The sequence below is a fragment of the Methylobacterium sp. C1 genome, assembly GCF_001854385.1.
GTDB lineage: Bacteria > Pseudomonadota > Alphaproteobacteria > Rhizobiales > Beijerinckiaceae > Methylobacterium > Methylobacterium radiotolerans.
The window spans coordinates 2,556,719-2,581,191 of the sequence record NZ_CP017640.1 but is presented as its reverse complement, the minus strand read 5'-3'; the positions used below and the strand labels follow the sequence as shown (position 1 = coordinate 2,581,191).

The window sequence follows — 24,473 nt, the reverse complement described above, 5'->3', positions numbered from 1 at the left end:
AGCCGAATCCGACGCGTCCCGGCCCGTTGCCGAGCGCGGGCCGGGACGGAGCGGGCCGGTGCGGCACGCTCAGCGACCGGTCCGCGTCCGCCAGGCGGCGAAATCGGCGAGGCTCTGTTCGTCGGTGGCAGGGTAGAGGCCGAGGATTGTGCGGCCCTTGCGAACCTCCTCAGTGACGAAATCCTCGTAGGCGGTCATCTCCACGGCCTCGTCGGCGACCGCGTCCGCGAGGTGGGCCGGGATCACCGCCACCCCGTCGCCGTCGCCGACGATCACGTCGCCGGGGAAGACGGGCGCGTCGCCGCAGCCGATCGGCACGTTGATGTCGATCGCCTGGTGGACCGTGAGGTTCGTCGGCGCCGACGGGCGCGCGTGGTAGCTCGGCATCTCGAGCCGGGCGATCTCGTCGGCATCGCGGAAGCCGCCGTCGGTGACGAGCCCGGCGCAGCCGCGCACCATCAGCCGGGTCGCCAGGATCGAGCCCGCGGAGGCGGCACGGGCGTCCTTCCGGCTGTCGATCACCATCACGGCGCCGGGCGGGCACTCCTCCACGGCCTTGCGCTGCGGGTGCGCGCGGTCGCGGAACACCGTGATCGGGTTCAGGTCCTCCCGGGCCGGGATGTAGCGCAGGGTATAGGCCTCGCCGACCATCGTCGGGCCGCCGGCCTTCAGGGGCAGCACGCCCTGGATCATCTGGTTGCGGAAGCCGCGCTTGTAGAGGGCGGTCATCAGCGTCGCCGTGCTGACGGTCTTCAGCTTGGCGCGCGTCTCAGGGGACAACCCGGACATCCGCTTCTCCTCCCCGGGCCTCGGTCTCCACGCCCGGCAACGGTGACAATCACCCGTCGCTTGCGCCGGCCTTGGCTCCTGCCCGCGCTGCGCGCGGACTGATATCCCAAGTCTTGAGTAACGCGCCGCGCGGCGCCATTGTCAACCGGCGCAGGTTGCGACGGATACGGGCACATATCGACGGGGAAGTCCTTGGCCGGATTGGAATTTGCGGGCCGCGGGCGCGCGACGCCGGCGGACGCGCCGAGGCCGCGCTCGCTCGCCGAGACCGCCTACGACGCCATCGAGCAGATGATCATCAGCCGCCGCCTCGCGCCCGGCGCCATGGTCTCAGAGGGCGAACTCGGCGCCGAGCTGGGCCTCGGCCGGACCCCGGTCCGCGAGGCGCTGGCGCGGCTGAAGATGATCGGGTTCGTGGAGGTCCACCCGCGCCGCGGCGTCCTCGTCACCCAGGTCGACATCATCAAGCACCTCGAACTGCTGGAAGTGCGGCGCCCCCTCGACGAGACCGTGGCCCGCTGCGCCATCGCGCGCGCCACCGAGGCCGACGTGGCGCGGCTGCTGGACTGCGTCGGCGGGCTGCGCAGCACCGCCGAGGCCCGTGATCGAGAAGCGTATTTCCGGCACAAGCGCGCCCTGCACGAGGGCCTGGTCGGCGCCGCCCACAACCCGACGCTCACCGGCACCATGGCGGCGCTCCACGCGCAGTCGCGCCGGTTCTGGTACACCTACGAGCCGACGGCGAGCTTCCCGGACTGCGCCGCGATCCACGCGGCGATCGTGTCGGGCATCGCGGCGCGGGACGCGGGTACGGCCCTTGCCGGGATCGGGACGCTGTTCGACTTTCTCGACCAGATGACCCGCCGGGCCCTCGACCGGCGGCCCCTCGTCTGACAGGTTGACCGCCCCGAACCCGTCCCTATCCTGAAACTGGGATATCAGACGCATCTCAGCGGCGGGCGGATCCACGGCCGATCCCGGCACCACGCCCCGGATGCGGCCCGAGCGCCAGGGAGGAACGGCTTGAGCGGATTGCCCCCACGCACCGGCGCGCAGGTGCTCGTCGATCAGCTCCGAGCGCAGGGTGTCGAGCGCGTGACCTGCGTCCCCGGCGAGAGCTACCTCGCGGTGCTCGACGCCCTGCGCGACAGCGGTATCGACATGCTGGTCTGCCGGCAGGAGGGCGGCGCGGCGATCATGGCGGAGGCCGCCGGCAAGCTCACGGGCCGCCCGGGCATCTGCTTCGTCACCCGGGGGCCCGGCGCCACCAACGCCTCCGCCGGCGTGCACATCGCCCGCCAGGATTCGACGCCGATGATCCTGTTCGTCGGCCAGATCGCCCGGCGGATGCGGGATCGCGAGGCGTTCCAGGAGGTCGATTACCGGCAGATGTTCGGCGGCGTCGCCAAGTGGGCGGTGGAGATCGACGACGCCGCGCGCATCCCGGAGATCCTCGCCCGGGCCTTCCGGGTCGCGATGCAGGGCCGCCCGGGCCCCGTCGTGGTCGCCCTGCCGGAGGACATGCTCGACGACGTCGCGGCCGTGCCGGACGCGCCGCGCGTCGTTCCGGCCGCGCCGGCCCCGTCCGGGGACGACGTCGCGCGCCTGCGGGCGATGCTGGCGGAGGCGCGGCGGCCGGTGGTGCTGCTGGGCGGATCCCGCTGGACGCCGGGCGCCGTCGCCGCCATGGCCGCCTGGGCCGAGCGCCACGACCTGCCGGTGGCGGTCTCGTTCCGGCGGGCTCAGCTCTTCCCCGCCGACCACCCGAACTTCGCGGGCGAGCTCGGGATCGGGCCGAATCCGGCGCTGCTCGCCCGGATCCGGGAGGCCGACCTGCTGCTGATGGTGGGCGGCCGCCTCTCCGAGATGCCCGCGCAATCCTACGGCCTGCTCGGCATCCCCGATCCCGGCCTGCCGCTGGTCCACGTCCACGCCGACGCGGCGGAGCTCGGCCGGGTCTACCAGCCGGCGCTGGCGATCGAGGCGGCGCCCGAGACCTTCTGCGCGGTCCTGCCGGATTTCGAGGCCACCGGGACCGGCCGCGCCGCCGAGGCCCACGCCGCCTACCGCGCGTGGTCCGAGACGCCGGAGCCGAAGCCCGGCGCGTTCCAGTACGGCGCGGCGATCACGTGGCTGCGCGAGCGGCTGCCGCCGGACGCGGTGATCTGCAACGGCGCCGGCAACTTCGCCACCTGGGTCCACCGCTACTACCGGTTCCGCGCCTTCGGCACGCAGCTCGCGCCGACCTCCGGCTCCATGGGCTACGGGCTGCCGGCCGCCGTGATGGCCAAGCGCAGCCGCCCGGAGCGGATCGTCGTGGCGCTGGCCGGCGACGGCGACGTGATGATGACCGTGCAGGAATTCGCCACCGCCGTGCAGTACGGGATCGCCGTCGTGGTGGTCGTGCTCGACAACGGCATGTACGGCACGATCCGGATGCACCAAGAGCGCGAGTATCCCGGCCGCGTCTCGGCGACGGAGCTGCGCAACCCCGACTTCGCGGCCCTCGCCCGCGCCTGCGGCGGCCACGGCGAGCGCGTGGAGCGCACCGAGGAGTTCGCCCCCGCCTTCGAGCGCGGCCTCGCCTCCGGGCTGCCGGCGATGATCCACTGCCTCGTCGATCCCGAGGCGCTCACCCCGACCATGACCCTCGCGGCTATCCGCGAGAAGGCCCTGGCGGCGCAGCGGGGCTGACCGCCCGCACGCGCCGTCCCGGTGCGGCCCCGCCCGCACACCCTATCGAGAGGAGCAGCTCATGACCCTGCGCGGCGAGAACCTGATCGGCGCCGAGGCGCGGCGCGGCACCGAGGCGGCCTTCCGGGCCGTGGAGGCGGCCACTGGACGGGCCCTGGAGCCGGATTTCCCGGGCGCGAACCGGGGCGACCTCGACCGGGCCTGCGCGCTCGCCGAGGCCGCGTTCGACACCTTCCGCGAGACCGATCCGGAGGCGCGGGCCGGCTTCCTGGAGGCGATCGCCGCGAACATCCTGGACATCGGGGACGACCTCGTCACCCGCTGCATGGCCGAGACGGGGCTGCCCCGGCCGCGGATCGAGGGCGAGCGCGCCCGGACGGTCGGCCAGCTGCGCCTGTTCGCCGGCGTCGTCCGCGAGGGCAGCTACGTCGAGGCGCGGATCGACCCGGCGCTGCCGGACCGCAAGCCGCTGCCCCGGCCGGACCTGCGCCTGCGCCGGATCGCCGTCGGCCCGGTGGCGGTGTTCGGCGCCTCGAACTTCCCGCTGGCCTTCTCGGTGGCGGGCGGCGACACCGCCTCGGCCCTGGCGGCGGGCTGCCCGGTGGTGGTCAAGGCCCATCCCGCCCATCCCGGCACCTCGGAGCTCGTCGGCCGCGCCATCCAGAAGGCGGTGGCCGCCTGCGGCCTGCCGGAGGGGACCTTCTCGCTGCTGTTCGATGCCGGCCAGTCGATCGGGCAGGGGCTGGTGGCCGATCCCCGGATCGCCGCCGTCGGCTTCACGGGCTCGCGCCGGGGCGGCACCGCCCTGATGGCGATCGCGGCCGGCCGCCCGTCGCCGATCCCGGTCTACGCCGAGATGAGCAGCATCAACCCGGTGCTGCTGTTCCCCGGCGCGCTCGCCGCGCGGGGCGCCGCGATCGGCAAGGCCTTCGCGGCCTCGCTGACGCTGGGCGCCGGGCAGTTCTGCACCAATCCCGGCCTGATCCTGGCGCTGCCGGGCCCGGGCCGCGACGCCTTCCTGGAGGCTGCCGGCGCGGCCCTGCGCGAGAGCCCGGCCGCGACCATGCTGACGCCCGGCATCCAGCGCGCCTACCGCGAGGCCGTGGCGCGGGTGGCCGGCCACGCCGCCGTCACCCGCATCGCCGAGGGTGCGGAGGGCGGGGCGACCCAGGGCCGGGCCACCCTGTTCGCCGCGGACTCGGACGTGTTCCTGGCGGATCCCGAGCTGCAGGAGGAGATGTTCGGCGCCTCGGGGCTCGTGGTGCGCTGCGCGGACTTCGCCGCGATGCGGGCGGTTCTGGAGCGCCTGGAGGGCCAGCTCACCGCCTCGCTGCACCTCGCGCCGGAGGATCACGCGGCCGCGCGCGACCTGCTGCCGCTCCTGGAGCGCCGCGTCGGCCGGATCCTGGTGGACGGGTTCGGGACCGGCGTCGAGGTGGCGCATGCCATGGTGCATGGCGGCCCCTATCCGGCGACCTCGGACGGGCGCACGACCTCGGTGGGCAGTCTCGCGATCGACCGATTCCTGCGGCCGGTGAGCTATCAGGACGTTCCCGACGCGCTGCTGCCGGCCGCGCTCCAGGCCGCCAACCCGCTGGGCCTGCCCCGCCGGATCGACGGCACGCCCGAGCGCCGCTGAGCCGCGGCTGGCGGGCGCCGGACGGCCGCGATCCGCCGCTTGCCAGGGGCGGGCGCGGCGTCTAGACAGCCTCCGCTCACCTTGGGGCGTCGCCAAGTGGTAAGGCAGCGGTTTTTGGTACCGCCATTCCCAGGTTCGAATCCTGGCGCCCCAGCCAAATTTCCCAAGGGAAACAGGACCTTCGGGACCGGGATTGAGCGGGCGGCCGGGTCGCGCGTGGCGTTTGCCCGCGGCGCGGAAATCCGCTCTGGCCCGAACGTCCTCCGGCGCCGGCGCTCCCAGGCGAGGAGCCTGCGCGCCGACACCGCCACCGCGCCGGGGCTTCGCCGCACGAGGGTGACGGCCGCGGTCATCATGGGCTTTCCGAGACCGACATGAGCGACGTGCCCGATCAGAAGCGGACGAAGATCGCCGAGAGCGTGCTGGTTCGTCTCAGCACGTTCGCGCTGGGCGTCGGCCTCTGCGATGGCATCGCCCGGAGCATCGTCGAGAAGGTGGTTGCCGACATGCCGGAAGCCTCCGTCGAGCAGATCGCGGCGGCGGCGCGGATGATGATGCTGTTCGTGTCGGGCTGAGCGCGGTACATGGCCCGGACCAGCCCCGCTGGCACATCCGGTGAAAGGATGAGCGCGTGATCCTGCCGCCCCTCCGCCGGACCGCGGCCGATGCCCAGACGGTGGCCACCATCGTCCACCGAGGCCAAGTCGACAAAGCCGGCAGGCCGTACATCGAGCATCTGGCGCGGGTCGTTGCCGGCGTGCTCAGGCTGTCGGAAGGGTGCCCGTTCTGGTCCGATCTGGAGCGGGACGAGGCGGTGCAAGCCGCATGGCTGCACGATGTGGTCGAGGATACCAGCTACGGGTTCGGCCACTTGGCCAAAGAGGGCTTCAGCGACAACGTGCTGACCTCGGTCGCCATGCTCACGAAGCCCGGTGGGCGCGTCACCTACGCGGCCTGGATCAACAACATCGCGAAGGTGGGCACCCTTCGGGCCACGCTCGTGAAGCTCGCCGACCTGGAGGACAATTCGGATCCCGGGCGTCTGGCGCTCCTCGCCGCGGAGACTCGGGAGCAGCTCATCCTCAAGTACGAACCGGCCAAGGCCAGCCTGCGCACAGCGGCCGCGGCGAAGGGCTGGCTCGGTTCGCCGACGACGGTCGAAGGCGACAGGCCGCGTTAGCCCGGCGCCCTCCGAAGGCACCGCCGCCGGGAGCGGCACGGCGCCGCCAGGCGGCCCAGTCGGGACGGGATCAGCCGGCGCGTCGATCCGCGTGCCCGGACCGCGCGATGCGGTCCGCCACGGGACATCCTGAAGAACCGGACACTTTCCGGAAGATCAGCCGATCTTCTCTGCAGATCGAGAGCGTGCGCGAGCGCACGCGTTTCACAATCCCCGCCGCAGACCGCCGCGCGCGCGCGGATGAAGACCCGATGATGGGACCGTTAATACAGGGGGCCTCGATTTCGGGAGGCAGCGCGTGGGCCGCACGTATCCGAACACTCGCAGAGGGCGAGCCTTGCTGTTCAGCCGGCAAGCCGAGCCGGCCATTCGGACGTCGGATCTGGTCGGCGCCACGGCCGGGGTCGCGCTCCTCGGCGGCCTGTGCTTGCTGCTCGTGGCCCTGTTCACGAGCGAGGCGCAGGGCTTCACGGATCTCGCGTCGATCCTCCCCGGATCTTAGGTCCATCGCCGGCCCTGCCGGAGACCGGCCACGCGCCTGCATCCGCGTCGGCCGGCGGCGTCTCTCCCTCCGGCGCGGGCCGGCCCGCGACCCGCGGGGCGGGGCACGCAGCGGCCGCGCCGCCGGTCGCGGGCACCACCGGACACATGCGCATGTGGCGCGGCCTCCGACGGCGCCCGGTCGCGGCAGCGGTGAAGCCGCGGGTGCCGGGTCCCGGCCGATCGTCCCGCCCCGACCCGCCTCGGCCCGCGACCGCGCGCCGGATCCCTGCACGATGGCCGCGATTGGAGACGCGGGCGGCGCCGGCCGCCCCGTCGCGGGACCGCACGCCGCCCGACCATCGCGGCGCGGCGGCCGTGGTCTCGCAACGCCCGGATGGGACGCGGCGATCGCTGACGGCGATCCGCACAGCTGTTCGGCCGGAAGAGGGTTGAATCGCGTTCGCCAGTCGAGAAGGCTCGCTCCGCCCGACCCGCATCGCCCCTCGGAGGTGAAGACCCTGTGCCGCACGCGACCGAACTGATCGCCGTCATCGCCCTCGGGCTGACCCTCGCCTTCATCTGCGGGATGGTCGCGCAGCGCCTCAGGCTGCCGCCTCTGGTCGGCTACCTGGTCGCGGGCGTCCTCGTCGGCCCCTACACGCCGGGCTTCGTGGGCGACAGCAACCTCACGGGCCAGCTCGCGGAGATCGGCGTCATCCTGCTGATGTTCGGGGTCGGGCTGCACTTCTCCTTCAAGGACCTGATGGCCGTGCGCTCCATCGCCCTGCCCGGCGCGGTGGTGCAGATCACGGCGGCGACCGCCATGGGCATCGGCCTGGCCCTCGCCTGGGGCTGGACCCTCGGCCAGGGCCTGGTCTTCGGCCTCGCCCTCTCCGTCGCGAGCACGGTCGTCCTGCTCCGCGCGCTGGAGGAGCGCGGCCTCCTCGACACGGATAACGGCCGCATCGCGGTGGGCTGGCTCATCGTCGAGGATCTGGCGATGGTGCTGACCCTCGTGGTCCTGCCCGCCCTCGCGCCTTCGCTCGGCGGCGAGGCCCGCGGCCTCGGGCACGGCACGGCCCACGCGCTCACGGACCTCGTGGCCCAGCTCGTCGGACCCGACCGCGCGCAGAGCCTCGCGCTGACCGTCGCTCTGACGCTCGCCAAGGTCGCCGTCTTCGCGGCGCTGATGCTGGTCGGCGGACGCCGCTTCGTGCCCTGGCTGCTCGATCAGGCGGCGCGCACCGGCTCGCGGGAGCTGTTCACCCTGGCGGTCCTGGCCCTGGCCCTGGGCATCGCCTTCGGCTCGGCGGAGCTGTTCGGAGTCTCCTTCGCGCTCGGGGCGTTCTTCGCCGGGATGGTGCTCGCCGAGTCCGATCTCAGCCACAAGGCGGCCGCCGACTCGCTGCCGCTGCAGGACGCCTTCGCGGTCCTGTTCTTCGTCTCCGTCGGCATGCTGTTCGATCCGGGCATCCTCGTGCGCGCGCCGCTCTCGGTCCTGGCGGTGCTCGGCGTGATCATGGTGGGCAAGTCCCTGGCGGCGGTCGCCATCGTGCTGGCCTTCCGGCACCCGCTGGGCACGGCCCTGACGATCGCCGCGAGCCTCGCCCAGATCGGCGAGTTCTCCTTCATCCTGGTGTCGCTCGGGCTGTCGCTGAAGCTCCTGCCGGAGGAAGGGCGGAACCTGATCCTGGGCGGAGCCCTGCTGTCGATCACGCTCAACCCGCTCTTCTTCGCCCTGGCGGCCCGGATCGAGCAGGCCTTCGCCGACCGGCCCGAGCTCGCCGCCCGCTTCGAGCGCGAGGGCGTGGTCGACGTCGCCGTCTCGGGCGGGGAGCCGCCGCGCCGGGACCACGTCGTGATCGTCGGCTTCGGACGCGTCGGCAGCAGCATCGGCGCGACGCTGGAGACCTGGGACCTGCCCTACGTCGTGGTGGAGCGCGACCGGCGCCGCGTGCTGGCCCTGCGCGCGGCGGGCACGCAGGCCGTGTTCGGCGACGCGACGGCGCCCGGCATCCTCGAAGCGGCCGGCATCGGCACGGCGCGCCTGCTCGTCGTCGCCACGCCCGACGCGCACCAGGCCCGCCGGCTCGTCGAGGCCGCGCGCGCGGCCAATCCGGGGATCGACACCGTGGTCCGCACGCACAGCGAGGCGGAGCGACGCCATCTCGAGGAGGACGGGGTCGGCCTCGTGCTGATGGGCGAGCGGGAGCTCGCCCTCGGCATGTCCTTCTACGCGCTGCGCAGTCTCGGCGTGCGGGAGGGCGAGGCCCGCGTCTTCATCGACACGGCCCGCGCGGAGAGCCGGAGCGACGCGGAGCGGACGGTCGGGCCGGTGAGGGGAAGCCCCGAGTTGCGCCACCAGCACGACCGCGACGGGGCGGACCTGTCCTGACGCGGGAGCACGAGGGCGGCCCGGTCTTGACCGGCCCCGGCCGGAGCGCGGGGAGCCGCCGTCAGAGGTAGCTCAGGGCCGGCCAGGTCGAGGCCCGCTTCAGGCGCACCATGGCGCGGCACGCCAACCAGAGGGGAACGCTCACGGCGGCCGCGATGAGCCAGAGCGCGAGGGGCGAGCCGGCCTCCACCCGTCCCGACGCTCCGGCGAGGCCCAGCGCCGCGGCACCGTCGTAGAGGAAGCGCAGCAGCGCGAGGTGCAGCAGGTAGAAGAACAGCGGCGCGCCGCCGAAGACGCGCAGGCCGCCGAGGAGCCGCTGCGGCAGCGTCTCGAACAGCGCCAGCAGGCCGAGGCCGAGCCCGAGCGTCAGCAGCAGGAAATCGGCCGAGGGCGGGTACTTGGTCAGGTTGACGAAGGACAGGGCGGTGGCGAGCGGCGTGGCCCCCGGCTGCCACGGCACCGGTTCGCCGTAGCCGTTGAGCACGCGCAGGGCGAGGAAACCGACCAGGGCGGCCGCCCCCAGCCCGAGGAGCCGCGCGCGCCGGCGCGCGGGATCGACCCCGCCGGCGAAGAGCGGCCCGAGGGCGTAGCCCGCCGCGATCACGCCGATCCAGGGCAGGAGCGGGTACGAGGTCCGCGCCAGGCCGCCCCAGGGCAGCGCGATCATCCCGCGCTGATGCAGGATCGACCAGAGCACGTAGCCCGGCTCGTCCGCCCGGATCGCGATCCCGTCGAGCAGGTTGTGGCCGAGCATCAGCGCCAGGGCCCCGGCCACGAGGGCGAGCCGCGGCAGCCAGAGGAGCCCGGCCAGCGCCACCATGCAGAGGCCGATCACCCAGATCACCTGCAGGTACAGGATCGACGGTCGGACGCTGCCGGCCCAGGCGAAGCTGACGAGCGTCACCTCCAGCAGGATCAGGAGCAGCCCGCGCTTGAGCAGGAAGGCGGCGGTCGACCGCCGGCCGTGCTTCTGCCCGTAGAGGCAGGCCGAGAGGCCGGTGAGCAGGACGAAGACCGGCGCGCAGAGGTGCGAGGCCGCCCGCGTCAGGAACAGGTCGGGCGGCGTCGCGGCGAGGTCCATCGGGTCGCGGACCTGCGCGTGCAGGTAGAAGAACTCCCGCACGTGGTCGACGAGCATCAGCAGCATGACCAGCCCGCGCAGGGCGTCGATGGAGCCGATGCGCCGGGATGCCGCCGGGCCGCCGGTCGCGGCGGCGGGCGCCAGGGAACGAGAGACCATCAGGAGCGCGCCGTCCTGCGGAGTGCGCCCCGCAGGCGCGCGCCGATGCCGGCTCGGACGCCGCCGGCGATCGCGCGGGACGCCGACGCCCCCCGACCGGCGCGGTCCCGGCGGCGGCCGGCACCGGCAACGATCTGAGAGCGGAGGGCCGGCGGATCGGTGATCAGGACGTTCTCCTGCGCGAAGGGGCGAGGCGCGTCGGTCACGCCGCCGCGGATGCGACGGTCGAGCGCGATGCCGGTCTCGTAGCCGAACCCGGCCTCGGGGCGAAGGGTCGACTGGCCCCGTCGATGCCGGTGTCGGGCCGGAATGAGGCCACCGCCTCGTCGCGCCCGGGCACGGTCAGCCGGCCCGGATCACCGCGCCGGCCGCCCGCTCGCGTACCGGACCGGCGGCCGGCCGACGTGCCGGGCGAAGGCGACGCTGAACGTGCTCGCCGAACTGTAGCCCACCCGCTCGGCCACCTCGGCCATCCCGATCGCCTCGCGGCTCAGCAGATCCTTCGCCAGCGCCATCCGCCACGCCAGCAGGTACGCCATCGGCGCGACCCCGACCGCGCGGCGGAACCGCTCGAAGAACGTGGACCGGGAGAGCCCCGCTTCCCGCGCGAGCGCGGCCACCGTCCAGCTCTCCGTCGGCCGGTCGTGCATGAGCCGCAGCGCGGCGGCGAGCCGGTCGTCGGCGAGGCCGCGCACCAATCCCGAGGGCGCCGCCGGCCCGGCTGTGGCGCGCAGCGCCTCGATCAGCACGACCTCCAGCAGGCGGGCGAGGACCACGTCGCGGCCCGGCCGGTCGGCGCGCGTCTCCTCGTTCACGAGGCCGAGCAGGGTGGTCAGCCGGGCGGCGCCGCGGACATGCACGTACCGGGGCAGCAGCGACACGAGCAGGTCCGCGTCGCTCGACGCGAAGACGCAGTGACCCACGAGCATCCGGACGTTCGGCGGCCCCTCGGCGGCGCCGAGCCGGAACACGCCGGGGGCCACCTCGACGGGAGGCGGCGCGGCGCGCCGCGGCGGGTCGAGGCTCGTGGTGGTGAACGCGTGGGCCGCGGGAATGAGGACGAAGTCGCCCTCTCGGAGCACGATCCCGGCCTCGCCGTCGATCGCGAGACGGCACCCGCCCTCGAGCACGGCGGCGTAGAACGGCCGCCCGGAATCCGCGCGCCGCACCGCCCAGAGGCCGGATCCGGTGACGAGTTTGGACAGCGGGGCACTCGGCCGGAGGAGGCCGACCACCTGGGTGAGCGGATCGGGCATTCTCGGACGCTCGCCAATGCGAACCGGACTTGCGCACGTATCGGGTCCGGCCCGCGCTCCCTATCACCCCGTTGCCCCATCTGCACGGGAATTCCCATGAACACGATCCTGATCACCGGCTGCTCGTCCGGCTTCGGCCTGGAGACGGCCCGCACCTTCCTCGCGCGTGGCTGGCGCGTGGTCGCCACGATGCGCAGGCCGCGGGGCGATCTGCTGCCGCCGTCCGATCGTCTCAGCCTCCTGCCGCTGGACGTGACCGACCGCGACAGCGTCGCCCGCGCGGTCGCGGCCGCCGGACCGGTCGACGTGCTGGTCAACAACGCGGGCGTCGGGCTCCTGAACGCGCTGGAGGGCGTCTCGATGGACGCCGCGCGGGAGGTGTTCGAGACGAACACCCTCGGCACGATCGCGATGACCCGGGCCGTACTGCCGCAGTTTCGGGAGCGCCGTGCGGGCGTCGTCGTCAACGTGACGTCGAGCGTGACGCAGCGCCCGCTGCATCTGCTGTCGGTCTACACGGCGAGCAAGGCGGCGGTGAACGCCTTCACCGAGTCCCTGGCGCTGGAACTCGAACCGTTCGGCGTGCGCGCGCGGCTGGTCATCCCCGGCCGCGCCCCGGAGACCGCGTTCGGCGCCAACGCGCGCGCCCGCATGGGCATGGACATCCCCGAGGCCTACGCGGCGGTGGCCGCGCAGGTCTTCGCCGGCTTCCAGCAGGCGGACGAGGACCTGACCCGGCCCGCGGACGTGGCGGAGGCGGTGTGGCGCGCGGCGACGGACCCGTCATGCCCCACGCGCCTGCCGGCCGGTGCCGACGCGGTGGCGTGGGCCAAGGCGGGCTGAGGGCGGGCTGAGGACGGAGTGCGCGCGGAGTGCGGGCGGCGGCGAACCGCGCCGGCCCCGGACCGGAGGTCCGGGATCCCGACGCGGAAGCCCGGGCTCAGGACGGATCCGCGGACGCGCCGGCCGTCCGGCCCAGGCCCAGGGCCTGATGCAGGATGCGGCTGAGCTGCTCGGCCGAGTACGGCTTGTGCAGCAACGTGAAGTCGTGGGCGTCCGACTGCGCGAGCACGTGGCTGTAGCCCGATGTCAGCACCACGGGCACCTGCGGCGCGCGCCTCCGCAGCTCCTGCGCGAGCGCGACGCCGCCCATGCCGGGCATCACCACGTCCGAGAAGATCAGGTCGAACCGGTTCCCCGCCCGGCCGAGTTCGTCCAGCGCCTCCTCGGCGTTGGCCGCCCAGGTCGGCTGGTAGCCCAGATCCTCCAGGATCTGTGTCGCGAACTGCCCGACGCCGACATTGTCCTCCACGACCAGGACGCGCTGCCCGCTCCCGAGCGGCGCGCGGTCCGCATCCTGCAGGCGGTCACCGGCCGGACGCTCCTGCGACCGCACCTCCGGCAGGTAGAGGGTGAAGGCGGTGCCGGCACCGAGGGTGCTGCGCACGTCGACGTCGCCGCCCGACTGCTTGGCGAAGCCGAACACCTGGGACAGGCCGAGGCCGGTCCCCTTGCCCACCTCCTTGGTGGTGAAGAACGGCTCGAAGATCCGCCCGATCTGCTCGGGCGGGATGCCCGTGCCGGTGTCGATCAGCGACACCGCCGCGAAGGGCTTCTGGGACCCGGCATGGCCGCGGATGGCCGGCAGGGCCGCGCCGCAAGTCACGCGCAGGATCAGCGTCCCTTCTCCATCCATCGCGTCGCGGGCGTTGACCGCCATGTTGACGAGCGCGGTCTCGAACTGGCTCACATCCGCGCGGATCAGGCAGGTCGTCTCCGGCACCTCGGTCACGACCTGCACCCGCGCGCCCGTCAGCGTGTCGAGCATGTCGGCGATCGCCCGCACCCTCTGGCCGACGTCGAACACCTCGGGCTTGAGGGCCTGACGGCGCGCGAAGGCCAGCAGCTGGCCCGTGAGCTTCGCGGCCCGCTCGACGGTCTCTGAGACCGCGTCGAGGTAGCGGCGCTTGCGGACCTCCGGCAGATCGGGCCGGCGCAGGAAGTCGACGGACGAGCGGATGATGGTCAGCAGGTTGTTGAAGTCGTGCGCGACGCCGCCGGTGAGCTGGCCGACCGCCTCCAGCTTCTGGGACTGGCGCAGCGCTTCCTGCGCCTGGGCCAGCTCGGCCTGGCCGCGCAGGCGCTCGGTGACATCCACGACGAACTGGTAGCAGCCCGCGCGCGCGCCCCGCGCGTCGCGCAGGGTGCGGAAGCTGATCTCGTAGTGGGGACGCGCCCGCCCGGCGTCGCCGAACGCCTCGACCAGGGTGATCTCCTCGCCGGCGAGCCCGCGTCCCCACACCGCCCGCACCTGCGCCTGGTGCTCCGGCTGATCGGCCAGCAGGTCGAGCATGTTGTCGCCCACCTTCGGCCTCACGCCGTAGATGCGCGCGAACTCGTCGGCATTCGCCTTGTTGATCGCCAGGATGTTGTAGTCGAGATCGGCCGCCATCACCATGATGTCGGTCCTCTCGACGATCGTGGCGAAGAGATTGCGCTCCGCGGTGCGCTCGGAGACCTGCAGCTCCAGGGTCTCGTTCAGGTGCTGGAGGCGGCGCTCGCTCTCGGCCAAGCGCTGCTCGGCCTCCTTGCGCCGGCTGAGATCGGCCGTGACGATCAGCAGGCTCTTGAGCCTGCCGTCCGCGTCGTCGAGGCGCCGGATGCTGCTGCTCGCCCAGATCGCGCTGCCGTCCGGGCGGCGATACCGCTTGTCGAGGGCGACGCTGCGGTCGGTCTCGAGGGCCCGCGCCATCGCGGCCGCGCTCGGCGACCGGTCCGCGGGATCGGTCACGTCGCCGATGCCGAGCCGCAGCAGCGCCTCGGCCGGCCGGTCGAGGATGCGGCACAACTCGGTGTTGACCCGCAGGAAGCGCCCCGCGGCATCCACCTCCGACAGGCCGACGGAGGCGCCGGCGAAGATCGCCGCCAGGTGCTCCTCGCTCTTGCGCAGGGCCGCCTCGGCGCGGGCGCGCTCGATCGCCGCCTTCACGCGCTCGCCGACGTCGCGGATCAGGTTACCCTCGGCGGTGGTCCAGGCGCGCGGGACCGCGCTCTGCACCGCCAGCAGGCTGACCCACTCAGCGCCGCGGAACAGCACGACGTCGACGAAGGCCGCGACCTCGCGCGACCCGAGGCCGGCGCGCGCCGCGTCGCTGAACCGGAGATCGGCGGCCACGTCCTCGACCGCGACGACGTTCCCGTCGCGGTAGGCGGCCAGCAGGTCAGGGCCGAACGCGGCCAGGGAATGCTCCCCCACGATCGAGCCGACGCCCCGGGCGTATTCGCGCTCGACCTTCATCAGGCTGCCGCAGATCTCGGCGTAGAAGACGCGGCTGGCACCGAGGCGCTCGCCGAGGCGCCGCGAGGCCACCTCGACGATCTCCGCCGACGCGGTCAGCGGGCGGAGCGTGTCGCTGAGATCGAGCAGGAAGGATTGCCGCTCCTCGTTGTCCCGAAGCGACGCCTCCGTCTCGCGCGGACGGCGCGCGGCGGGCTCCTGGCCGGCGAGCGCCGTGCAGGCCCCGTAGAGGCCGGCGACGTGCCCCGCCGTGTCCCGGACGGGCACCAGGGAGAGGGCGAAGCGCGCCGCGCCGGCCCCGTCGCCCCCGTCGTGGAGGACGTGCTCGCCATCCGCCGTGTGGACCGGGCGGCCGGAATAGGCCCTCTCCACGAGGGGGGCGAGACCGGCCCCGATCGCGCCCCAGACCTCGAGGTAGTCCCGGCCGAGGGCCGCGGGGTGCCGCCCGCCGAGGATCTGCGCGTAGAGATCGTTGTACAGGAGCCGCCGCTCCGGACCCCAGACGATGAACATCGGCTGGTTCGCGCCGAACATGACCGCGACGAGGGTCTTCAGGGATTCGGCCCAGGCGAGCGGCGCGCCGAGGGGCGTACTGTCCCAGTCGTGCGCGCTCAGGAGCACGCCCATCGCGCCGCCGTCGGCCAGGAAGGCCGGGCCGCGGATCGGGGCGTCAGATCTGCCGTGCATGACGTCCTGGCGCGGCTTCGAAGGGCATCGGGGGATCCTGGGGCGACGGGGTCGGATGCCGGTCTCGCCCGCTCCCTCGGGCGGCCGGCCGCGTTGCGGCGCGCGCCGGCGGATCATCGCACGCGGAGGTTACCGCGAAGGTCGACCCGGTCCGTTCGGTCGTCGGGGCGGCATCGCGCATCTGGTCGCCCGGCATGCCAGAGCGGTCCCACGAGACGCCGAGCTTGTCAAAGCCGGGGCCGCGATCGCGATCCCCGCCTCGCAGAATCCTGATACAGCCGGGGACCGGACAAGCCGGGCCGCGCGTCGTCCAGGTCCCTCAGGAGACGGCGGCCGGGCCGCGCGCCGGGCGGGCGGAGGCGAGCTGGCCCTGCAGGGTCAGCGCCAGGGCGTTCGAGCGCCACGGCCGCCGGACGATGTCGGCGATGGGAACCGCCGCGAGCACCTCCGGCTGCACCGCGTCGGTCGCCGACAGCGAGAGCACGATCGGCCGCACGCAGATCTCCGCGGCCCGGTGCGCGAAGGCGAGGCCCGAGGAATCGGCGAGACGGTTCTCGACGATCAGCAGATCGAACCGCTGCGGATCCCGCCGGAGGACGGCCAGGGCCGCCTCGGGATCCGCGTAGCCGACCGGCTCGTAGCCCAGGGCGGCCAACGTCTCCTCGTCGTCCTGGACCGACCCGGGCGTGCGCCCGACCAGCATCACGGTCCCGCCGGCCGCCGCCCCGCCCTCGACCTGCGGGATCACGGGCAGCCACACCGCGAAGGCGCTGCCCCGGCCCGGTGCGCTGCGCACGTCGAAGGCGCCGTCGTGCTCCTGAACGAACTCGTAGGCCGTGGCGAGCCCCAGGCCGGTCCCGGCCGGACGGGTGGTGAAGAACGGCTCGAAGATCCGCGCCAGCGTGGCCTCGTCCATGCCGCGGCCGGTGTCGGACACGCGGATCCGCACGTAGTTGCCAGGCCGCAGGGTACCGTGGGTCAGGGCGCCGGGACCCGGCAGGGCGACGCGGTCGAGCCGCACGTCGACGGCCGCGCCCGGCTCGGAGGCCTGGACGGCATTGCGGATGAGGTTGTGGACCACCTGCTGCAATTGCGCCGGCTCGCCGCCGACGCGGGCGCCCTCCGCGGTGCCCGAGAGCTCGATCGTGGCCGGGCCGGCCGTGGAGGCGCGGATCTGCGCCACGGTCTCGTGGAGCACCGCGTCGGCCGCGCTGGTACACTGCGCGGAGCGCCCGCGGCGGCCGAAATCGAGGATCTGGCCGGCGATCTCGCGCGCGCGGCCGCCGGCCTGGACCAGCAGCCCGACATGCTCGGCCGCCCGACCGGGATGGGACGGCAGGGCGTCCCCGGCGATCTCGGCATGACCCAGCATGACGTTGAGGACGTTGTTGATGTTGTGGGCGACGCCGCTCGCGAAGGTGCCGATGGCCTCGAGCCGCTGCGCGCGGCGCAGGGCCGCCTCGATCTCCCGGCGCTCGGCCCAGACGTGCTGCCGCTCCAGGGCGGCCGCGAAGCTGTCGGCGACGACCTGCAGCAGGCCGCGCGAGTGCCGCAGCCACGGCGGCAGGCCGGAGGTGGTGCGCTCGAAGCAGAGCAGGCCGACGATGCGCTCGCCCCGGCGCAGCCGCGCGCAGGCCCACGAGACGACGCCGCGCGCGGCCAGGGACCGGCGCAGGGCCGGCGGCCCGGTCTCGTCCGCCACCTCGACGAAGATGAGATCGCTGGCGGCGGCCGCCACGTCGTGCACGAGAGCCTGCTGCGCCACCGGCCAGCCGCTCGGCGGCGCGAGGCCGGGCCGGTTCCAGAGGTAAACCGCGCCGGTGCCATCGAGCATGAGGACGTAGCCGTGATCCGTGTCGAGCCCCTCGCCCACGATGGCGAGGACGTCCACGATGCGCGTGGCGGTCTCGTCGGGCTGGCTCGCCAGGAACCGGTTCGCCGCCCGCGCCACGACGGTCTGGAAGGCCACGGTCCGGCGCAGGATCCGGGTCCCGGCCCGCATCAGCAGGCCCACGCGGACCACGAGGGCGAGGAGCGCGAGGGCGACGGCGTAGAGCGCGAGGCGGAACCCGTCCGCCCGGGCCTGGCGCCGGTCGCGGAGGCCGCGGCGGGCGTCCAGGAGCGCCTCGCGGGCCGCCTCGCTCGACGAGGCCGGCAGCGAGCGCGTGACCGCGTCGACGTGCGGCAGCAGTTCCAGGAGCTGCCGCCCGTGCAGGACGATGGCGTCGACGTCGCCGGCCCGGGCGGCCGCCCCGTCGGCGGCGTGCAGCGTCTCGAGGCGGCTCCGGATGTCGGCGAGGCGCGCCGGCGTCGAGTCGCGCACGAGTTCCGAGACCCGGATCTGGAGCGCGGCCACCGCGCGCGCGAGCCCGGGGGCGATGTCGGACTCGGACAGACGGTCGCTGAGCGAGTCGAAGTAGGCGATCGAGTTCTGCACCAGGGCGTTGCCGGTCTTGAACCGCTCGACCATCTCGGCCTCCCGGTCCACCGCCTCGGCCAGCACCCGGACATCGGCATCCCCGGCATTGCTCGCCTGCAGGTCGGCCACGGCCTTCTGCATCTCGCGCAGGTGCGCGACGATCGGATCGTAGTTGCGCAGCAGGCCGGTCCGGGCCCGCAGCACATCGTGCTGCATGCGCGACTCGGCCAGCGCCAGGGCGTCGACGGTCCGCTGGGTCGCCACGTAGGCGGCCTCCATCCCGCCGCTGCCGTTGATCAGGAGCCATGTCAGCAGCGCCGCGAGCAGCGCGCCGAGCGTGACGGCCTGCAGGGTCAGTCTCATAGCTGCGGCTTGCCGTCCGGGCGCGCGCCGTCCTGCAACCCCGCGCCGGGCGCCGGCGGCGCGGTCAGGGGCCGGCCCTCGTAGGTGCCGGTCAGGGTTCCCAGGAAGGCGACGATCCCGTCGACCTGCGCCGGGGTGAGTTCCCGGCCGAGCTGCGCCCGCGCCATGAGCCGGACCGCCTCGGGGAGCGTGGCGACGCCGCCATCGTCGAAGTACGGCGCCGTGACCGCGACGTTGCGCAGGCTCGGCACCCGCAGCACCTCGGCGACCTTGTTGGGGATCGTGACGAAGATCCCGACCTTCTCGAACAGGTTGCCGCCGACATTGACGCCCTGGTGGCACGCCGCGCAGCCGATCCGTCGGAACAGGTCGTAGCCCGCCCGCTCCGGGCCGGTGATGGCGCGGGCGTCGCCGCGCAGCCAGCGGTCGAAGCGGCTGTCCGGGGTGAGGAGGGTGCGCTCGAAGCTGTTGATCGCGTCGATCACCGCCTCCCGGTCGGCCGCGCGGCCGTAGGCGGCCTGGAACATCGGGGCGAGCACCGGGTCGTCGCGGACCGTGTCGAGGATCCGCGGCCAGGAGCCGCCCAGGAATTCGGGCCGCGTCAGGGCGAGCTCGGCCTGCTCGCGCAGGCTCGGGATGTCGCCGGCCCAGCCCAGCCGGAAGCTGAGCGCCGCGTTGAAGGCCGTCGGCGTGTTGCGCGGAACCGGCGTGCCGTCAGCGGTCAGGTTCCGGGGCACCGCGCTCGCGCCGCTGGTGCGGATGTCGTGACAGGTGATGCAGGCCCGGTCGCCTCCGCGCGACAGCCGCGTGTCGGTGAAGAGCAGCCGGCCGATGGCGGCCCGGTCCGGGTCCGCCCCCAGGGTGCCCGGCACCGGCGTGATCACCCCCAGGGCATCCGCGGCCTCGGCGGAGAGTTCGGCGTCGGCCGGCCCCGCGTGCGGCCCCTCGTGCGGCCTCTCGTGGGCGGCCGCCGCGAGGATCGCCAGCGCGCTGGCGAGGAGCGCGGCGACCGCGACGCGGCCGCGGCCGGGACGGAACCGGGCCACGGCTACAGCTTCTCGACGGTCGCGGTGAGGACGTAGCCGACGCCGCGCTCGGTGACGATCAGGCGGGGCGCGCTCGGATCCGCTTCCAGCTTGCGGCGCAGCCGCAGGATCTGGACGTCGATGCTGCGGTCGAACACGTCCTCGTGGACGCGCGTGGCCTGGAGGAGCTGCTCGCGGCTCAGCGGGCGCTGGGGCGCGTCGAGGAAGGCCACCAGCAGCGCGTACTCGCCCTTGCTGAGCGCGACCTCCGCGCCGTCGGGATTGGTGAGGCGCCGGCGGCGCCGGTCCAGCACCCAGCCGGCGAAGCGGCTGCGGTGGGACTCCTGGACCCGCGCCGGGGCGGGCGCCACCTCGGCGCGGCGCAGGATGACCCGCACCCGCGCGAGCAGCTCGCGCAGGCCGTAGGGCTTCACGAGGTAGTCGTCGGCGCCGAGTTCGAGGCCGATCACCCGGTCGATCTCGTCCCGGCGATGGCCGGTGGTGATGATCACCGGCAGGTCGCTCCGGGTGCGCAGGTCACGCAGCAGGTCGAGCCCGTTCTCCGAGCCCAGCCGCAGGTCCAGCACGACGAGGTCGAATTCGGCCTCCGCGAGCCGCTTCTCCGCCTCCGCCCGGTCGGTCGCCGCGGTCACGGCGACGTCGTGATCGGCGAAGTGGTCCGAGACGATGCGCTGCATGCCGGCGTCGTCCTCGACGAGGAGGATGCGGGTCGCGCCGGCGCGCGCGCTCCGACCCTGAACTCGGTCCAGACTGGATTCGATCATGGCCACCTCCGGTTCGCGGCGGCTCGCCGCGACGGCACGATCTCGACGCGCCGGCTCCCGGGGCGGGAGGAGTGTCCGGTCGGGCGGATATCGCCGACCGGAAGACCTTCGCGTCCGTCGCCGGTCCGCCCCGGCGGCCTACCTGGGCGCGTCCGGTCATCGGGCCTTACACGGCCGAGTTGATATCACGCCCCCTAAAAGATTGCGCCCTTCGCATTGTGCGTGACAGCACAGCGCGAGCATTCGAACGGTCCCGTACCGTATCGGACCAACGAAATTCGGACCTGTTACCGTTGTAACGGAAAACATCTTGCCCAGACACGGGGATGTAACTCGCGAAAATCACGATCACGCTCTCGCAATAGAGAGGTGACCATGCCTGACGCCGCGATTCTGGAAATCCGCCCGCGCCGTCGGCGACACTTCGGCAAGTCCGGGCCCGACTTCCGGAATGCGCCGGCTGACCTTGTCGGGCCGCCGCGACGCCCGCCGCGGGAGCGCGACGGTCCGATCTCGTCTCCGGTCGCCGCGTCGCAACCGGCGCGCGGCGGCCTCGGACGACGGCTGCTCGACGCGCTGGTGGTCAGCTTCGCGTTCGGCGGGTGCATCCACAGTATCCACCCGGATTACGTCGACTTCCTGCGCGATATCAGCAGCACGAATCGGCACGCGCTCTGATCTCTCCGCTGTCGACAGAGCAACCTCATCCAGATCGATCCAGCCAGGTCCGCCTCGTCGCGGCCTAACCGCGCCTGCGCCGCGGGACGTGCCCCCGAGCTGGGCGGGCATGACGCCCGCCCGCGATCATCTTGGGACATCCAGATCATGTCGCTCAACGTCCTCTGCATCTCGTGGGGCACCACGGGCAACCTCAGCCCTGTCCTCACGGCGGCCCGGCAGCTGCGCCGCGCGGGGCACCGCCCGCGCGTCATGGCCGACCCGGCGATGTGCGGGGAGGTCGAGGCCGCGGCCTTCCCGTTCGTCGGGTGGCGCCGGGCCCCGACCGGCCTCGATGCCGATCCGGCCGACTTCTCGGATCTCGCCGACTGGCTGCGCCGGACGATGTTCGCCCCGGCGGGCGCCTACGCGGCCGACACGCTCGACGAGATCCGCCGCCTCCCGACCGACGCGGTCCTGAGCCTCGACCTCCTGCCCGGCTGCGCCCTGGCGGCCGAGGCGGCCGACCTGCCGCACGCGGTCCTGTCGCCGCATATCAGCATCCGCCCGCTCCCCGGCATCCCGCCCGCCGCGAGCGGCCTGACGCCGCCGCGGACCGAGGCGGAGCGGGACGCGGTGGACGCGGCGACGGCCGCGATCGTGTCGGCGATGGAGCAGGGTCGGCCGGCGCTCAACGCCGCGCGGCGCGCCTTCGGGCTGCCGCCGGTCGCCAGCGCCTTCGCGCATTTCGATCGCGCCGACCGCGTCCTGCTGGCCGTCAGCCGCGCCTTCGACTTCGACACGCAGGCGCTGCCCGCCAACTATCGCTACATCGGCCCGCTGCTCGACGAGCCGGGCTGGTCCCGCGGCGCGCTGACCGCGTGGCCCGGGGCGCGGCGGCCGCGGATCCTCGTCGCCGGCAGCACCGGCGCCCAGAACCAGACCGCCCTGCTGCGGCGGGTCGCGCGCGCCGTCGGGACGGTCGAGGCCGAGACCGTCGTGACCACCGGCCCGAATGTCGGGGCCGCGGACCTGGACGCTCCCGCCGCCGTCCGGGTCGTGGCGGCCGCCTCCCACGACGCCCTGATGGCGCGGGCCGATCTGGTGGTGTGCCAGGGCGGCCACGGCACGGTCAGCCGGGCGCTGCTGCACGGCGTGCCGCTGCTGGTGATCCCCCTGGCCCGCGACCAGGCCGACAACGCTGCCCGCGTCGCCCTGCGCGGCGCGGGCCTGCGCCTTCCGGCCGGCGCGGACGAGGCCGAGATCGCCGCGGCGGCGCGCCGGCTCCTGGCGGAGCCGGGCTTCCGCAGGGCCGCCGAGGCCCTCGGGGCAGCCGTGCGGGCGGATCTCGACGCGGGCGGCCTCGTCCGCGAGATCGACGCGATGGTGGCGGCGCGCCGGGATCCCGGGGCCCGGGGTGTCGCTCGAGGCGGAGACCGGCTTTGGGCCTGACCCGCGCCGCCCCGGCGCATCCCCCCATCCGCCCCGGCTCGGCCGCCTTCTCGGCGCTGCTCGGGCTGCTGGCGGCGCTCCCCACCTTCGGGATCGACATGATCCTGCCGAGCCTGTCGGACACGGCGGCCGCGCTGCATGTCCCGGCCACCGCGATGGGCGCGGCTATGGGCGTCTACCTGCTCGGCTTCGGCGGCGCGCTGCTGGTCTACGGTCCGGTCTCGGACCGGCTGGGCCGCAAGCCGGCCATCGTCTGCGGCTGCCTCCTCCTCGTCGTCGGCAGCCTCGGCTGCGGCGCGGCGCGGACGCTGCCGGACTTCCTGCTGTTCCGAGCCGTGCAGGGGATCGGCGCGGCGGGCCCGGGCATGGCGGTCCTCGCGATGGTGCGCGACCTGTTCGAGGGCGAGGCGGCGCGCGCCCGGATGTCGTTCGTCGTCCTCACCATCAACGTGGTGCCGACGGTGGCCCCGACCCTCGGCGCCGGGCTGATGCATCTCGGCGGCTGGCGCCTGATCAACGCCGCGCCGGTCGCCGCCGCCCTGGCGGCCCTGGTGGCGATCCGGCACGTCGACGAGCCCCTGCGGCGCGCCGCGGATCCCGGGCCGGCCTCCGGGATCCTGCGCGGCTACGGGCGGATTCTGGCCAGCCGGATCTTCCTCGGCCACGCCCTGTGCAACGCCGCGGCGGCGGGAGCGGTCTTCGCCTACATCACCGGCTCGGCGCTGGTCTTCGTCGACGCCCTCGGCCTCGACCCGCTGGCCTACGGGCTGGTCTTCGGGGCGAGCTCCCTGTCGGTGATGGCGGGCGCCTTCCTGAACGGGCGGCTCGCGGCCCGGGGCGTCCCCCCGTCGCGGGTGATCGCCGCCGGCCTCGCCCTGGCGACGGGCGCGGCGGCCGCGCTCCTCGTCGCCGCGCTGGCCCGGCCGCCCGCGGCCCTGCCGGTGGTCGCCGCGATGGTCGGCGTGGCCCTGGCCTTCGGCCTCGTCTCGCCCAACGCCATGCACGGCGCGACGGAGCGCAACCCGGAGGACGCGGGCGCGGCCAGCGCCGTCGCGGTCTTCCTGCAGATGCTCGCGGCGGCCATCGCCAGCGATCTCGTGGCCCGGTTCTTCGACGGCCGGTCCGCCCTGTCGATGGCCGCCGCGATGCTCGGCTGCTGCCTCGCGGCCGCCGCCGCCCAAGCGGGTCTCGCCCGATCGGCGCCCCGCGCCCCCTCCCAGCCCCACGGAGAACCCGCATGATCTTCGACCCGCCCCCCTGGCCGCCCCACTACCTGACCCGCGAGGACGGCCGGCTCGCCCATATCGAAGCCGGGCCGCTCACCCCCGAGGGGCAGCCGCTGCTGCTGATCAACGGCTGGACCGGCGATCACGGCATCTTCACGCCGCAGATCCGGCACTTCGCGAAGACGCGCCGCGTCGTGGCGGTCGACCTGCGCGGCCACGGCGCGAGCGACGCGCCGGAGCGGGCCTACACGGTCGCGGGCTTCGCCGAGGACGTCGCGTGGCAGTGCCGGACGCTGGGCCTCGTGAAGCCGATCGTCATCGGCCACAGCTTCGGCGGCGCGGTGGCCCTGGAGCTGTGCGGCCGCCACCCCGACCTCGCCGCCGGCCTCGTCATGATCGACTCGATCGTCCTGCCGTCGGCGGACAGGGCGGGCGCCGGCGCGATCGAGGGGCTGCTGGCGGGCGTCGGCGGCCCGGATTACCGGTCCGTCGTCCGGGAGATGGCCTGGGCGATCGGCGGCGACTACGACCACCCGGCCAGGCGGAAGGCGATCTTCGAGACGTTCATCCTCGGCGGCTGCCAGCGGACGCCGCAGCACGTCGCCTACGCGGCGCTGCGCGACATGGTGCTGGGTCACGACCCCGTCCCGGCCGCGCGCGCCTGCCGCATCCCGATGGCCTACATCTCGGCGGACGTGCCGCTGGTGGCAGCGGCCCGCGACCTCGACCGGCTGCGGGAGCTCTGCCCGCAGCTCGTGACCGCCCAGACGCTGCTGGCGGGCCACTTCAACACGATCGAGGTGGCCGAGCAGGTCAACGCGATGATCGAGCGCTTCCTGGCGGTCGGCCTGAGGCCGCGCGGGCCGTAGCGGGACGCCGCGGGAC

19 protein-coding genes and 1 tRNA gene are annotated in these 24,473 nt (G+C 74.0%); 13 read left to right on the top strand and 7 right to left on the bottom strand.

Translation table 11 applies throughout. The features are described from left to right. Positions 1-69: 69 nt before the first annotated feature. Positions 70-789, bottom strand: coding sequence for a ribonuclease activity regulator RraA (locus tag BKE41_RS11880; protein ID WP_012319094.1), 720 nt, complete (start codon positions 787-789; stop codon positions 70-72). Between the two features lie 192 nt (positions 790-981). Between BKE41_RS11880 and BKE41_RS11875 the strand changes: the two genes are divergently transcribed. The 8 genes from BKE41_RS11875 (at position 982) to ybaL (ending at position 9,180) form a co-directional block, all read left to right on the top strand. Next, on the top strand, positions 982-1,683 hold the full coding sequence (locus BKE41_RS11875) for a GntR family transcriptional regulator (protein WP_070999446.1): 702 nt from the start codon (positions 982-984) through the stop codon (positions 1,681-1,683). Positions 1,684-1,812: 129 nt separating this feature from the next. Further along, positions 1,813-3,483, top strand: coding sequence for a thiamine pyrophosphate-binding protein (locus BKE41_RS11870; RefSeq protein ID WP_070999445.1), 1,671 nt, complete (start codon positions 1,813-1,815; stop codon positions 3,481-3,483). A gap of 61 nt (positions 3,484-3,544) precedes the next feature. Further along, a complete protein-coding gene (locus BKE41_RS11865; protein WP_070999444.1) occupies positions 3,545-5,122 on the top strand; it encodes an aldehyde dehydrogenase (NADP(+)) in 1,578 nt (525 codons plus the stop codon). A gap of 82 nt (positions 5,123-5,204) precedes the next feature. After that, positions 5,205-5,279: transfer RNA gene (locus BKE41_RS11860), tRNA-Gln, on the top strand. Positions 5,280-5,496: 217 nt separating this feature from the next. Then, positions 5,497-5,697, top strand: a complete 201-nt coding sequence (locus tag BKE41_RS11855; protein ID WP_012319090.1) for a hypothetical protein — start codon at positions 5,497-5,499, stop codon at positions 5,695-5,697. Between the two features lie 56 nt (positions 5,698-5,753). Beyond that, positions 5,754-6,302: an HD domain-containing protein gene (locus BKE41_RS11850; RefSeq protein WP_070999443.1), complete on the top strand. Its 549-nt coding sequence runs from the start codon at positions 5,754-5,756 to the stop codon at positions 6,300-6,302. A 337-nt stretch (positions 6,303-6,639) separates the two neighbouring features. Further along, on the top strand, positions 6,640-6,804 hold the full coding sequence (locus BKE41_RS11845) for a hypothetical protein (protein WP_245295952.1): 165 nt from the start codon (positions 6,640-6,642) through the stop codon (positions 6,802-6,804). Positions 6,805-7,305: 501 nt separating this feature from the next. Further along, complete coding sequence (gene ybaL / locus BKE41_RS11840) at positions 7,306-9,180, top strand: YbaL family putative K(+) efflux transporter (RefSeq protein WP_053622689.1); 1,875 nt, start codon at positions 7,306-7,308, stop codon at positions 9,178-9,180. 61 nt (positions 9,181-9,241) lie between these two features. Here ybaL and BKE41_RS11835 read toward each other — a convergent pair whose 3' ends face one another. Further along, positions 9,242-10,420, bottom strand: a complete 1,179-nt coding sequence (locus BKE41_RS11835; RefSeq protein WP_070999440.1) for a heparan-alpha-glucosaminide N-acetyltransferase domain-containing protein — start codon at positions 10,418-10,420, stop codon at positions 9,242-9,244. A gap of 356 nt (positions 10,421-10,776) precedes the next feature. After that, positions 10,777-11,676 (bottom strand): AraC family transcriptional regulator, encoded by a 900-nt coding sequence (locus tag BKE41_RS11825; protein ID WP_024830204.1) that lies wholly within the window; start codon positions 11,674-11,676, stop codon positions 10,777-10,779. Between the two features lie 96 nt (positions 11,677-11,772). Between BKE41_RS11825 and BKE41_RS11820 the strand changes: the two genes are divergently transcribed. Continuing rightward, entirely contained in the window at positions 11,773-12,519 is a 747-nt protein-coding gene (locus BKE41_RS11820) for an SDR family oxidoreductase (protein WP_024830205.1), read from the top strand. Positions 12,520-12,616: 97 nt separating this feature from the next. Here BKE41_RS11820 and BKE41_RS11815 read toward each other — a convergent pair whose 3' ends face one another. The 4 genes from BKE41_RS11815 to BKE41_RS11800 form a co-directional block, all read right to left on the bottom strand. After that, positions 12,617-15,661: a PAS domain-containing protein gene (locus BKE41_RS11815; protein WP_053622692.1), complete on the bottom strand. Its 3,045-nt coding sequence runs from the start codon at positions 15,659-15,661 to the stop codon at positions 12,617-12,619. Positions 15,662-15,980: 319 nt separating this feature from the next. Then, positions 15,981-18,443 (bottom strand): two-component system VirA-like sensor kinase, encoded by a 2,463-nt coding sequence (locus BKE41_RS11810; RefSeq protein ID WP_024830207.1) that lies wholly within the window; start codon positions 18,441-18,443, stop codon positions 15,981-15,983. Continuing rightward, a complete protein-coding gene (locus BKE41_RS11805; RefSeq protein WP_053622694.1) occupies positions 18,440-19,489 on the bottom strand; it encodes a cytochrome c peroxidase in 1,050 nt (349 codons plus the stop codon). The genes BKE41_RS11810 and BKE41_RS11805 overlap by 4 nt, the downstream gene beginning before the upstream one ends. A gap of 2 nt (positions 19,490-19,491) precedes the next feature. After that, the gene (locus BKE41_RS11800; RefSeq protein WP_024830209.1) at positions 19,492-20,253 is read right to left on the bottom strand and encodes a response regulator; all 762 of its coding nucleotides are present in this window, start codon (positions 20,251-20,253) and stop codon (positions 19,492-19,494) included. 375 nt (positions 20,254-20,628) lie between these two features. Between BKE41_RS11800 and BKE41_RS11795 the strand changes: the two genes are divergently transcribed. From BKE41_RS11795 to BKE41_RS11780, 4 genes are all read left to right on the top strand, one after another. After that, positions 20,629-20,931 carry a hypothetical protein gene (locus BKE41_RS11795; protein WP_053622695.1) on the top strand — a complete coding sequence of 101 codons (303 nt, stop codon included), beginning with the start codon at positions 20,629-20,631 and terminating at the stop codon, positions 20,929-20,931. 147 nt (positions 20,932-21,078) lie between these two features. Continuing rightward, positions 21,079-22,362: a nucleotide disphospho-sugar-binding domain-containing protein gene (locus BKE41_RS11790; RefSeq protein WP_024830211.1), complete on the top strand. Its 1,284-nt coding sequence runs from the start codon at positions 21,079-21,081 to the stop codon at positions 22,360-22,362. Continuing rightward, on the top strand, positions 22,353-23,603 hold the full coding sequence (locus BKE41_RS11785) for a Bcr/CflA family efflux MFS transporter (RefSeq protein ID WP_070999438.1): 1,251 nt from the start codon (positions 22,353-22,355) through the stop codon (positions 23,601-23,603). The genes BKE41_RS11790 and BKE41_RS11785 overlap by 10 nt, the downstream gene beginning before the upstream one ends. After that, positions 23,600-24,457, top strand: coding sequence for an alpha/beta hydrolase (locus BKE41_RS11780; protein WP_058621112.1), 858 nt, complete (start codon positions 23,600-23,602; stop codon positions 24,455-24,457). The genes BKE41_RS11785 and BKE41_RS11780 overlap by 4 nt, the downstream gene beginning before the upstream one ends. Positions 24,458-24,473 lie beyond the last annotated feature (16 nt).